Here is a 13,112-nt window from a genome sequence, read left to right as displayed (position 1 = left end):
CCTTCTTCGCTGCTTTGCCGCATTCAGCGTTATTCTTGCCGTCGCCGCAGATGGCTCGGCGCAATCTGTGTTTCGACTCGGTGCTTGGTGTTTTCGCCCAGGGATCGGACCCGATCCGATTTATTCTCCAGTTTCAAATGTTTGGCGCGTGAGAACAAACGAGCGAGACAAGCTCCTCAACCTCGGCTTGAATTACTTCGTTGCTTGCACCGGTATCGAAGCCGAGCAAGCCCTGATCTTCATGGGCGATTCGCTCGCCACGGCCCCGGCACCCAGAGAGTTTGAAACCACGGCGGACTGGTCGCCTGCCAATGCCTCCTCCGGAGTTCCCTACCAGGTATGGAGGGCAATTTACGAGACCGGCGGGCCTGGCAACCCTGCTTGGGAAGCCCGAGTCAACAATGGCTTTACTTCCATGTATAATTTGCACGGTGGCCATGCCGGTCTCCATAGTTTTCTTTCTTCCGCGGAAGATTCGCTCTCCTATCTGCACAAACATCCCTGGGCGGAATATCTCGCGAATGCCGTTCATGTCCGCGCGCCAGGAGTTCTGGCAGCCGTACAAACTTGCCCCTTCCCGCCGGGAGCATTGAATGCACTGTTGCAGACGGCAAGCAGCTTGGATGTCTTCATGCATTGCAATTATCCCTTCCCCACCGGAACGCCTACTAGTGGCTTAGGTTTTCAGAATGCACTCCAGACCTCGGCGAGCCAATTTGGTGAAGCGGCAACAGCAATCAGAACGCATCAGCCCGGCACACCGTTTTACGCCATCATTCAGGCTCATCAAGCCTCGGGCAGGTACAACTATCGTTCTCCAAGCCTGGAGGAAATCCTTTGTCAAATCAACTTGGCACTAGCCTATGGCGCGGATGGAATCATTTATTATCTTTATACGAGGACGGCCGATGGTCAAGAAGGATTGCTTGATGCTAATCGCAATCCAACCTCCAGATACACTTCCGTACAATCCATCCACAACAACTACCAAGGCATGAGCCAAAGCTTGGTGAATATCGGCGCGAATTTTCTCCCGCTCTCATGGCAAGCCGGCTTCTCCATTCACCAAAACACCACCGAGCCGATCAGTAGCACTTACAAACTCTATGACGTTCAAAGCAAAGTGCCTGGCGGAGGTTGGGATGCAGGGAATGAAACCTACGTCGAAACCGGCGTGCTGCAAAGCGGCGCGACCAATCACTACATGGTGGTCAACCGCCGCTGCACGAGCACGGAGAGCCGCGAGATTACGATGAGGTTCCAAAGCACGAGCGCGAACGCGTATCTCATTACCGATCTTTTCACCGGCGATCAAAAACGCTTCCTGCCTGCGAATGCAACGACGATCACTTATACCTTTACGCTCGGCCCGGGCCAGGGCAAGCTGCTCAAGCTCGAAGACCTCGGCAATTGGAGTGGCACGATCTCTTCCAACACCACGTGGCCGGGAACGGTGTGCGTCAACGCGAATGCAACGGTCACCAGCGCCGCCACGTTGACCCTGGCCTCCGGGGCCAATGTCATCATCGCTGCCGGCGCCACGCTGACCGTGCAAGGCGCCTTGGTGTTGCCTTCCAACGCCACGGTGTCCGGCGGCGGCACGATCGTCACCAGCGGCAGCGGCAAGATTTATGTGACCAACAGCAGCGAGGCCACGGCGTTCAACAACAGCCGCAAGCTGGTGCGCGATGCCGCCGGCAATTATCATCTCGTGTTCGAGACCGACGGCGAGATTTGCTATGAGAAATTGACCGGCACGGGCGCGTTGAGCGAATTCCGGCGGCTGAGCAGCGGCGACGGCAGCAACAAATATCCCTGCCTCGCCGAGCACTCCGGCAAACTGTATGTCGTTTGGCAGCGCAAAACCGGCACGAACACCTACGACCTCAAGTATCGCCGTTTCAGCGGATCCGCTTGGGACGGCATCCAAACCATCAATGGCGCCACGGCCATTACTTCCGCCAACGCTCTGCTGCCGGCCATCGCCCTGAGCAAACCGGCGACAGATTTTGAAATGATGGTAATCTATCGCAGCAGTGCCGGCCTGAGAGCAAAACGCTCCACCAATGCCGCGGAAAGCAACTGGCCAGGCCTCAGCGAAATTGCCGTTACCAACAACACCAATGCGCGCAACCCGAGCCTGATTTACAGGCGAGATGACGACGTGCCCACGCACCGATTCCATGTCACCTGGGATCAAGGCAGCGACATCTATCATCAGAGTTACAACGGAACTTTGAACTCATGGACCGCAGCCGCCGACATCAGCACCGATCCCTTCGCCTCGAGCAATCAATACTCTTCCTATGCGATTTCCGCAAACAATGATCGTCATGTTGTTTGGCAAGCGCTCGAAGCCGAGGTCTATTTTCGCCAGGTGATCTATCACAACAGGAACCTCGGTAACGCCGTCGCCATGCTGGTGAGCAACAATTACGATCAGCTTCGCCCCAGTATTACCGGCCACACCGGCGGCGCCGCAACCGCTGTTTGCCAGGACAACAGCGGCGGCCAAAACATTCGCAAACGGAGATACAATGGCACAAGCTGGGAAGGCTCGGCCGCGGGTACGATCATTGCCAGCAACGGCGCCGACGTTTCGCTGGCGATCGCCAATCCCCCGGGCGCGGCATCATTGGCCTTGTGGCGCAGCGCCGGCTCTGCTCCTCATGCGTTGATTGTGGGGCCTGCCGGAGGCTTGAGCAAAAGCAGCAGCGAAGAGGACCTGGTCTATCATCGCCGCATCGCATATTTTTGGGATGATTCCACGAACCTGATGCTGCAAATAGACGCTTTCCAAATCGTCGCAGGGGAAAGCCAAAACAGCCTCGCCTTTCCCGAGATCAGCGTAGACTCCCTGCTGAGCAGTGACCTGGCGGCGACCGTGAGTTTGTCCGGCGTGGTGTTGCCGGCAAACACGGATAGTCTGGCGTTCACCCTCCACCTCTCGAGTCGCAATGCCGGGCAACTGCGGAGAGACGATCATCTCACGGCCGGAGTGGCGTTTGAGATTTCTTCAGCGGAAACGGGTCTGCCAGTTGCCAATATCGCTTTGCCTTCGCTCGCAGCAACCGGCACGACAAAGCAAAGCGTGCGCTTGGTCTTTCCGTTGCAAGCCTGGCGCGGTCAAAAAATCACTCTGGCGCCGAAATTCTCCAATCTCGATCTGGCTAAAGCCGGCGGTGCGCTGGTTCATGTTTATGAAGCCGTAGAAGACGCCGCGCAAAAGGCGCGGGCAGCAGCAGCCGCGCTGTTGGCGCCGCTGCCGGCTTCGTTCTCCGTCAACGTCCATCCCAATCCCTTCAACCCCGCTACGCGAATCCAATTTCATCTTCCAACTGCCGGCCTGGTGACCGTGCAGGTCTATGATGTGTATGGCAGGATGGTGAGGGAATTGAGCCGCGATTGGCGTCAGGCCGGTACGCATCAGATCACGTGGGATGGGCGCAACCAGCACGGCCGGGCCGTGGCCAGCGGCACGTACTTCACGCATGTCGCTTCTGGCGAGGAAAGAAAGGTGGTGAAAATGACGCTCATGCGCTGACCTCACCCGGCAGCGCCAGGCATTCGCTGCAGCGCAACGGCCGGCAGTAGAGCTTCTGCAAATGCAGCAAGCCCTGCTGCGTTCTGGCGGAGGCAGCGAGCGCGCGCGCCAGCGGATGCACCGCGCTGAGTTGCTGTTGCATGGCGAGCGTGAGGCGGTTTTCCTGCAGCCGGGGCAGGTGGCTGTAAATCTCCAGCACTTGATTTTGGCGGGTGGCGTTGCCGGCTTCGCGATAGTAAAGCCAGAGCGCCGGCAGCAAAAGATTGACGAGAATATCGCGGCTGCGGTCGCGGCCGATCAAATCTCCCGGTTTGGCCGCGGGCGTGGTTTCACGATCGCGAAAACTGTAGTGCTGGCGCCAAAAGCCCTGCGCCGGACAAACCAGAAAGCGCACGAGTTCCCGCGCTTTGGCGGCGGGCCGGCTGCCCGGCGCCTCCAGCAGGCTGGCAAGATGCTCAAGAATGCCGTGACGATAGAACTTCAGGATCATCGCGCACAAGCCGGCGAGGCGGCGCGTGGGAAAATTCTGCGGCCGCAGTTGAAAGAAACGCCAACCGGCCGCGGGCAGCGGCCGAATCTGCAGGCTGTGGCGCAGCGGCTCCCAAATCTCGCGGCGCGCTTCACGATAGGCGGTGACCGCGGCATCTGCGGCCTCGCCCTCCGCCGCAGGATAAGCCAGCAGGCCGGCCGCGCCGAAGATCAGCGCTTCCACCAAAACGGCCGGCGGGTGGGTGCGACTGGCGCGCAACTCCGCGAAGATCAGATCAATCGGCAGCAAATCCGCCAGCCGCCGAAACGGCTCCTGATTTTTATCATACCCCAGCGCCTCGGACAAGCCGCGATAGATCGCCTGATCCCATGATCCTTCTTTGACCTGTTCGGCAAAAGCCAGCGCTTTGGCCGCGAAGCGCAGGCCGCCGGCGTGGCGCACGGTGGCGAGAATTTTTTCGGGGGTGGTGCGGCTGAGCGGGCAATCCAACAGCGTCGCGGGTGGCGGAGAAGGGGCAGAAAGCACGGCAGCGGGAAGCAAGAGTTGCCGCACGGGCAGGCCGTTTTCGCGCGTGATGGTGAGTGCGGCCGGCGCGGGGTTGTCATCCGCGAGCGCGACGTGCAGGATGACATTGTTGTAGCCGGGATCCTGATGATGGCCGTGGTTGGTCCAATCGCGTGCGTCGAGATGCAGTTCGATATCGCCCTGCAGCAGGCGGCCGGCGAGGCGCAGGGTGGCCTGCAAAAAGTCCGGGCCGGCATCGCGGTTATGCCGGCCCGGGGTCACGACTTCGATCCCCTCGCCTGCGGTGGTTTTCAGCAATTCCGGTGGAATGCTCTGGCGCTGCCACAGCTCGTGCAGCGCGGCTTCGGAGAATGCTGCCGGTGCAGACATGGCACCCCCTCCATTGGTTCGTTTTTTTCAAATCAACCGCGCAACGCGTCGCGGAGCGCAGCCAGCCTGGCGCGCGCGGTCCGGCTTCACCACGCGTAGCGCTGGCTGCGGAATTGGCGCGGCGGCCTGATCACGTGCATGCGTTTGAGCTTGCCGACCTGGTCGATGCGGCGTTCCGCCAGCCGGTCGGAGGCCACGTTGGTGGGCACTCGCTCCTTTTTGGCGATAGCAAAGATTTCGCGCAGAATGTGGTAGATGCCCTCGGCGTCTTTGAGCGCCTTTTCGCGATTGTAGCCTTCGATCTCATTGGCGACGTTGATGAGGCCGCCGGCATTGATGACATAGTCCGGGGCGTAGAGAATGTTCTTCTCCATCAAAATCTTGCCGTGGCGCTTTTCGTCTTCGAGCTGATTGTTGGCGCCGCCGGCGATCAGGCGGAATTTGAAACGCGGGATGGTCTGGTCGTTGATAATCGCGCCGAGCGCGCAGGGCGCGAAGATGTCCGCGTCGACGTCGTAGATTTTATCTGCTTCCACGGCCGTGGCGCTGAATTCGTCGACTGCGCGCTGCACCCGCGCCGGTTTGATGTCCGCAATGAACACTTTGGCGCCTTCTTTGGTGAGAAAATCCGCGAGGAAATAGCCGACGTGGCCGGCGCCCTGAATCGCGACTTTGCGGCCGCGCAAGGAAGATGTGCCGAACACTTCTTCGGCAGCGGCCTTGATGCCGTGATACACGCCGCGCGCAGTCACCGGCGAGGGATCGCCGCTGCCGCCCAGCGCTTCGGAAATGCCCGTCACCCACTGCGTTTCCATGCGCACCCATTCCATGTCGTGCACATCGGTGCCGACGTCTTCGGCGGTGATGTAGCGGCCGGCCAGCCCTTCGACGAAACGGCCAAAGGCGCGGAATCGCATTTCATCCTTGTCGGTGGCGGGATCGCCGATGATCACCGCCTTGCCGCCGCCCAAGTTCAAACCCGCGGCCGCGGCTTTATACGTCATGCCGCGCGACAACCGCAGAACGTCATGCAGCGCTTCTTCTTCGGTCTTGTAGGGCCACATGCGCGTGCCGCCCAGCGAAGGTCCAAGTGTGGTATCATGAATGGCAATGATGGCCCGCAATCCCGAGTCACGATCGTGACAAAACACAACCTCTTCGTGGTTGTACTCGCTCATACTTTCAAACAGTCGCATATTCATCCACCTTCAATTATGTGACCTTCCTGCAGCCATTTGCGGAAGGGTAAAAAAAAATTGCGCAAAGGTCAAGCGGGCTTTGCTGCGGGCCGGATAATCCCCTCCACCAGCGGGCCACGCGGGCAGCCGTGATGATTTCCATTGCGCTGCAGGTGGCGTCATGCTATCTTGCCGCGGCATAGAACACCGACCGGGAAATCGTCAAAGGATTTTTGCCGGAAGACCGGCGGCAGGGATATGCGTTGCAGGATGATCGTGCCGGAGTCCTGAGCGGGGCTTGGGTGCACTGTTATCGTGAAGGATCTACACCAGATTCTAATCAAGCTGCAATCTAAAGCCCTCAATGAACTCGATGAATCTGGGACACCACGAAGGCACAAAGTCACCAAGAAAAGCTTGATGGCATGACTTCTGTTTCTTCCTGCCTTCGCGTCCTCTTCGTTGGCAATTATCTTTCAGAATTCAATTCTGTGTTTGAAGAGGTTATCAGCTTGTGCCTGTCATCCGGTAGGGAGCTTGTGAAGTTGCAGGCATGATGCCGGGTAAATCATAGAACCCTGCCAGGATAACACGTCAAAAAAGTACTCCTGGAAATCAAGGCAACAGTGCACCAGGATCATTGGACGGTTTTGGGAGAGAGTTTGAGCACCCGAAAGACTCCGACAAGCCTTTCGTGCTTTTTGCGTATTTCGTGGGCAACGAGTCCGAATGTACCGCAGTAAATTGATGCAAAAACCTGCGCCATGAACCCCTTGCCTGAATTCGTCGCTGTGCTCGACAACATTCGCAGCCTGCACAATGTCGGCGCCATTTTCCGCACCGCCGATGGCGCCGGCGTGCGCAAGCTCTATCTCTGCGGCATGACCGCCACCCCGCCGCGCGCCGAGATTCGCAAAGCGGCATTGGGCGCGGAGGAAAGCGTGCCGTGGGAGTATTTCCCAACGACGCAGGAGGCACTGGCCGCGCTGAAACGCGCCGGCTACGCGCTGCTGGCGCTGGAAAGCACGGCCACCAGCAGGGATTATCGCGCCTGCGTCTACCGCTTTCCGCTGGCGTTGATCGTCGGCCATGAATTCGACGGCATCAGTCCCGCAATCCTGGCGCAATGCGACGGCGTCATTGCGTTGCCGATGCGTGGCCGGAAACATTCGCTCAATGTGGCCGTGGCCTTCGGCATCGCGGCGTATGAAATCGCCGGCCGGCTGAGTGCTGAGGAAAAATGACGCCGGCGGTGCGCCGATCTGTGAGGGGATCAAATTCTCAATTCGCACGATGGCAGGCGATTATCAAATGGGGATGGCAGTCGATGAGATCCTCGCGACCCGGTCCCGGCTCACCGTTTCCCAAGTCCATTCCGCCCTCACCTCTTGCTTTGATCATCAGCAGGAAATCGCCGGCGTTGCCACCTCGCTGCCGTCATCAAAAACGGCGGCCACCTCCTTTCCCCCAAGCCCCGTTCTCGTCCTCGCGACTTCTCTCACATCTGCTCCAGGGCCGCGATGTTCTCATCCTCTCCGAACAGCACCAGCGCGTCCCCTGCGCGAATCCGGTAGCCGGCCGTGGGCATGAGGGCGGCACCGTCTTCCTCCAGTTGCAACGGATCGCGGCCGGGTTTGATCAAAATCACCTCCACGCCGAAACGGCTGCGTACTCTCAGCTCCTCGAGTGATTTGCCCACAAACGCGGCGGGCGCAATCTTTTCCACCAGAGAATAACCTTTGGCCACGCTGACGTGCTTGACGGTTGCGAGCGTGCGCAAGCTGCCCGCCAGACCGGCGGTGAGATTCTGCTGCAGGCTTGCCTTGTTGAAGGCATTGATCACGTCACGGCGCTGCAGGCTGCCGCGAATTTCGCGCGGATTGTGAAGGGCCACCACTGGAAACTCCTCCAGTGGATGGCTGCCGAACAGCCGCAAAACGTAATCAAGCTCATCATTCTCCGCCACCGTAACCACGCCCGGCAGCGCAATATCGCGGGCGATCAAACGGCTCTGTTTGAGGCTCTCATACTCGGTGATGATCTGCCGCAGCTCGTTCATGGTAATGGTGCCGGTCAATTCACCCCGCTTGTTCTTGAGATAAAAACTCGCGCGCGGACTGTTGGCGCAAAACCGGATGACCTGCGGCAACGGCGCATCTTCCTCCAAAATGTCCACCTTTTCACGGCGCATGAGATCGCGCACGGTCAGGCCCTGCAGCAAGTCCGCAGCGCGCGGCGACTGCAGCCGGTAGCCTGCCTTGCGCAGCTTGCGGGCGTAGATATTGTCCTTCCACGCGAGATGCACGATCGTCGAGCTGGCCACCACGCCCACGATCAAAGGCAGGATAAAGCTGTAATCATTGGTCATCTCGAACAGAATCAGAATCGCCGCCAGCGGGATGCTGTTGATGGCGGCCAACATCGCGCCCATCCCCACCAACACGAAGGCGTCGACTTCGACCCGGAGACCGAAAGCGGGCGCAAGCAGGTTGCAACCGGTGGCAAACAGCAGCCCCAGCATGGCGCCCAGAAACAGCGAGGGCGCGAACACGCCGCCGAAGCCGCCGGATTCCAGCATCAGCGGCACCAGAAGGAATTTCAATACCAACAGCGCGAGCGCCACCTGCCAGACGGTTTCACCGCGCAGCACGCGGTTGATGCCGTCATAGCCGATGCCCAGCAAATCGAGAAGGAAGAACCCGGCGATGCCCACCAGCAATCCGGCGGCCGTCATGATCGCGGTCTGGCGCCAGCCTTTGAGATGCGGCCGCAGCCGGCTGTGCAGCCAATCGGAATAGCGCAAGAACAGCACGGCCAGCACGCCGGCGCACAGGCCGAGCAGTGTGTACAGCGCGAGATGCCAAACCGGGCCGATGGCGATATCCGTGATCGCAAACGCCGGTTCGTTGCCCAACAAGGTTCGCGACACCGCGCTGGCGGCGACCGAAGCCAGCAGCAGGGCGCTGAAGGTGCCGGTTTGGAAGTCGTTGAGCAGGACGATTTCGAGCGCGAAGAACACGCCGCCGAGTGGAGTGTTGAACACCGCGGCAATCGCGGCACCCGCGCCGGCAGCCGTAAAAATGCGGCGCCGCACGTCGGAAAGCCGCAAGGCGCGGCCGAAGCGCGAAGCCACACCCGCGCCGATCTGCGCGGCCGGACCCTCCGGACCGACGGTGCCGCCCGAGCCCATGCAAATCGCCGGCGCAATCAAATGAAACAGCGTGACGCGCAGCGGAATATAGTACCCCGACGCGGTGACAGCCTTGATCACCTCCAGCACGCCTTTGCGCGCCGCCAGGTTGGGCCAGAGCATGATCATGCCGGCCTGCAGCAACATGCCGATCGCCGGCAGCAGGATGATTTGCAGACTGCCGAGAAAGCCGATGACTTCCCGGCTGCGGCTGAAGAACAGCTCGCGGAAGAATTCAATCGCGTTGTGAAAACCCACCGCCGTGAGGCCCGCCAAGCCACCGGTCACTACCGCGGCCAACGCAAAGAGCGTGTATTCCGGCAATTTCAGGCGGTGCACCAGCCGTTGCAAGCGGAGTTGCCCGAGCACGGGGAGACGCTGCAAGAAGCGGCGGACCTGACGGCGACGGGAGAATAGGACAGTGAGAGGCAAGGGGATTCAACCATGGTCGAGTTCGTTGTGTGAAATGAGAATATAAGATTTCTGGCGAGCGAGGCAAGTGCCCCGACTCCCTTTCCGGATTTATTTCGGGTCTGGCCGAGAAAGTTCCGGCCTCGGCTGGGCCGAGATTGCACGCCTTTCCGGGGTCGGCGAAAACGCTGAGGATTCCTATGCAACGGCCAGGCCGTTGCAGGAACATTTTCTCAAGCGTCCGCGATTCTGGCGGAACATTGTGTTTATACAATTTTCGCCCGGCCGGCTTGCCGGCCGCTGCCGGACGGGTAATTTCCAACTGAAATGACGCTGGCGCGCCGGCGAAGAATGGCTTGACATTCAGGCCAAAAAGCCTATTTTTCATGCTTTGTTGCCAGTCCCGAAGCCGCCGACGTGGCCCGGCGGGCGTAACAGCGCGAACGCGCAGATTGCAGTCATGGATTCCCATTATGCAGAAGGATGATTTCTATGGATAAGTTGACGATTGATGATATTGATCTGAAGGAAAAGCGGGTTTTGGTGCGGGTTGATTTCAATGTGCCCCTGGAAAAAGGTGTGGTCACCGACGACACGCGCATTCGCGCCTCCCTCCCCACCATTCAAAAGCTGTTGCAAGCCAGCGCCAAAGTAATTCTGATGTCACATCTCGGACGGCCCAAGGGCGGGCCTGACCCGAAATACTCCCTCATGCCCGCGGCCAACCGTCTCACCCAGCTTCTCGGCAAGAATGTGGAAATGGCGCCGGATTGCGTCGGCAGCGACGTGGAAAAGATGGTGGAGGCAATGAAGCCGGGCGACGTTTTGATGCTGGAAAACGTCCGCTTCCATCCCGAGGAAGAGAAAAACGATCCCGCCTTTGCCAAGCAACTCACGGCGCTGGGCGAGGTCTACGTCAATGACGCCTTCGGTTCCGCCCACCGCGCGCATGCCTCCACCGAGGGCATCGCGAAAATCCTCAAAAACACCGCGGTGGCCGGCTACTTGATGAAAGCCGAAATCAGCGCCCTCGGCAGGATGCTGGGCGATCCGCCCAAGCCCTACGTCGCGATTCTGGGCGGCGCCAAAGTTTCGGACAAAATCGAAGTCATTCACACCATCATCACCAAAGTTTCGCATCTGCTCATCGGCGGCGGCATGGCCTATACCTTCCTCAAAGCACAGGGCCATGAAATCGGCAATTCCCTCCTGGAAGAGGATAAGCTCGCGGTGGCCAAGAACGTGTTGCGGGTGGCGGAGTATCACAATCCGCGCAAACCGCTGCGCGTGGAACTGCCCAACGATCATATCATCGCCGGCAACCTGGAAGGTGCCGAGGCCACGCCGCTCGACGCGGTCGATATTCCCGCCGGCAAACTGGCGGGCGATATCGGCCCGAAAACGCTGGAACGCTACCGCGCGCTGATCTTGCAGGCCAAGACCATCCTGTGGAACGGCCCAATGGGCGTGTTCGAGAAAGCCGCGTTCGCGGCCGGTACCATGGGCGTTGCGCAGGCCGTGGCGGAGGCCACGAGCAAGGGCGCTTTCAGCGTGGTGGGCGGCGGCGATTCCGTGGCCGCGCTCGCCAAATCCGGGCTGACCGACAAAATCTCCCACGTCTCCACCGGCGGCGGCGCTTCCCTGGAATTCCTCGGTGGCAAGGACCTGCCCGGCGTGGTGGCGCTGACCAAGGCGCCGACGAAATAGAGTCCGTCCCCAAACGCCCCGCTCGGGCGCTTCGTCAGGAGCAAGTGAGCGTTTTGTTCGGCTTGTGCGCGCGCCCGGGCGGTTGCTTTGTTGCGATGAACCGACACAAAATGGTTGTCTAAAGCCCGCGTCGATCCAGCTTGAGAGTCTGGCTGAACTCTCAAGTTGGATTTGCGCTGTGGGCCCGCGGTCTCGTGTAGTGTTCAATAATGAAACAAATCCAGGCAGCGCATCCCAATATTGATAAAATCACCTAATCTCTCCCCTCCCGCCCGGCTGCTACTTCGCGAAGGCAATTCGATCATTTCCACCCGCTTGCACCAGGAACCGCAGCCGCTGCGTTTGCTGGTACAGTTTTGGAAAGCATTGGGCCGGCGGTCTGCCCGAAATCGGCGGAAACCGGAGGCAGTATTCTCACCGAAGTGAAGTATCATGGCACCACATTCCGAAATCTTCATGTGGGGACTCTTCAGCGTGGCCGTCATCGTCATGCTGCTCATCGACCTCGGTATCGTCAATCGCAAATCACACGCCCCCTCGATGAAAGAAGCGACGATCTGGTCGATCATCTGGATCGCATCGGCGCTGCTGTTCAATGTGGGCATCGGTTTCTTCCTCGGCCCCAAACCGGCCGCGGAGTTTCTCACCGGCTATCTGGTGGAGAAATCGCTCAGCACCGACAACCTTTTCGTGTTCATCATGATCTTTGCCTATTTCAACGTCAAGCCGGAGCATCAGCCGCGGATTTTGAAATGGGGCATTTTGGGCGCCATCATCATGCGCGGCCTGCTCATCGCCACCGGCACGGCGTTGATTCATCACTTCGACTGGATGATGTACGTCTTCGGCGGCCTGCTGCTCTACACCGTCATCAAAATGATCTTTCTCGACGGCGAGACTTTTGATCCCAGTAACAACAACCTCATCCGGCTGCTACGGCGCTTCATGCACGTCACCACCACTTACTCCGGCGACCGCTTCGTCGTGCGCGAAAACGGGGTGCTGCACGCCACGCCCATGCTGCTCGTCTTGCTGGTGATCGAAAGCTCGGATTTGATCTTTGCCCTGGATTCGATTCCAGCCATCTTTGCCATCACCACCGATCCCTTCCTGGTGTTTTCCTCCAACATCTTCGCGATCATGGGCCTGCGCGCGCTGTATTTCGTGCTGGCCGGCATGGCGCGGCATTTCGAATATCTCAAACCCGGCATCATTTTCATTCTGTTGTTCGTCGCAGTGAAAATGCTGATGGCGGACGTGGTGAAACTGCCGGAATGGGTTTCGCTCAGCGTGATCGGCCTCACGCTCGCCATTTCCATCGCGGCTTCGCTGTGGCGCCGCCGCCCCGCGGTCGCAGCCCGGCGCGCCGCCGCCCAACCGGCCGCCGGCCAGGCGGGAGGGGCAATCACTCCCGCGCAGCCCAACGCCGCGGTGAACGGCAAATACCAAATGCCGAAACCCGCGCCAGCGGGCAGGGTCGAGCAGCAATTGCCGGAGAAAGCGCTCGCCCAGCCCTCCTCCACCCCGCCGTCGCTGTGACGCCGGCGTTGCATCTTCCCGCGAAAATCTGTAGCTTGCCGGTGCGATCCAGGCAGGATTTCCACGCCCACCGAAGTTTGGAAACCTCGGCCAGGCCGAGCGTGAAACCTCTTCGGACGAATACTGGTCCAGGAACCGCCGGGAGGCAAGCAGGCGATT

General features: G+C 59.6%; 6 protein-coding genes and 1 pseudogene. 4 read left to right on the top strand and 3 right to left on the bottom strand.

Annotated features, from left to right (window positions below; all coding sequences use genetic code 11):
- Positions 1 to 148 precede the first annotated feature (148 nt).
- Positions 149 to 3,544: a T9SS type A sorting domain-containing protein gene (locus L6R21_24750; protein MCK6562421.1), complete on the top strand. Its 3,396-nt coding sequence runs from the start codon at positions 149 to 151 to the stop codon at positions 3,542 to 3,544.
- Here L6R21_24750 and L6R21_24745 read toward each other — a convergent pair.
- Together L6R21_24745 and L6R21_24740 are read right to left on the bottom strand one after the other, a co-directional pair.
- Complete coding sequence (locus L6R21_24745) at positions 3,534 to 4,928, bottom strand: DUF2851 family protein (protein MCK6562420.1); 1,395 nt, start codon at positions 4,926 to 4,928, stop codon at positions 3,534 to 3,536. The two genes, L6R21_24750 and L6R21_24745, sit on opposite strands and share 11 nt — an antisense overlap.
- A gap of 86 nt (positions 4,929 to 5,014) precedes the next feature.
- Positions 5,015 to 6,124, bottom strand: coding sequence for a leucine dehydrogenase (locus L6R21_24740; protein ID MCK6562419.1), 1,110 nt, complete (start codon positions 6,122 to 6,124; stop codon positions 5,015 to 5,017).
- A 746-nt stretch (positions 6,125 to 6,870) separates the two neighbouring features.
- On the opposite strand from L6R21_24740, the gene L6R21_24735 reads away from it, so the two are divergent.
- On the top strand, positions 6,871 to 7,350 hold the full coding sequence (locus tag L6R21_24735) for an RNA methyltransferase (GenBank protein MCK6562418.1): 480 nt from the start codon (positions 6,871 to 6,873) through the stop codon (positions 7,348 to 7,350).
- 254 nt (positions 7,351 to 7,604) lie between these two features.
- Here the strand turns inward: L6R21_24735 and L6R21_24730 are convergent, their stop codons facing one another.
- Positions 7,605 to 9,665 (bottom strand): chloride channel protein, encoded by a 2,061-nt coding sequence (locus L6R21_24730; GenBank protein ID MCK6562417.1) that lies wholly within the window; start codon positions 9,663 to 9,665, stop codon positions 7,605 to 7,607.
- Between the two features lie 534 nt (positions 9,666 to 10,199).
- Between L6R21_24730 and L6R21_24725 the strand changes: the two genes are divergently transcribed.
- Positions 10,200 to 11,414 carry a phosphoglycerate kinase gene (locus L6R21_24725; protein ID MCK6562416.1) on the top strand — a complete coding sequence of 405 codons (1,215 nt, stop codon included), beginning with the start codon at positions 10,200 to 10,202 and terminating at the stop codon, positions 11,412 to 11,414.
- 432 nt (positions 11,415 to 11,846) lie between these two features.
- Positions 11,847 to 12,746 (top strand): annotated as a pseudogene (locus L6R21_24720) (TerC family protein).
- The last annotated feature ends 366 nt before the right edge of the window (positions 12,747 to 13,112 follow it).

It is taken from the genome of bacterium, from assembly GCA_023150945.1.
GTDB lineage: Bacteria > Zhuqueibacterota > Zhuqueibacteria > Zhuqueibacterales > Zhuqueibacteraceae > Coneutiohabitans.
This window is presented reverse-complemented; position numbering and strand designations above follow the sequence as displayed.

Coding starts and splice junctions, on each gene's coding strand:
- L6R21_24745 (MCK6562420.1), bottom strand. CDS start 4,928: ATGTCTGCACCGGCAGCATTCTCCGAAGCCGCGCTGCACGAGCTGTGG.
- L6R21_24740 (MCK6562419.1), bottom strand. CDS start 6,124: ATGCGACTGTTTGAAAGTATGAGCGAGTACAACCACGAAGAGGTTGTG.
- L6R21_24735 (MCK6562418.1), top strand. CDS start 6,871: ATGAACCCCTTGCCTGAATTCGTCGCTGTGCTCGACAACATTCGCAGC.
- L6R21_24725 (MCK6562416.1), top strand. CDS start 10,200: ATGGATAAGTTGACGATTGATGATATTGATCTGAAGGAAAAGCGGGTT.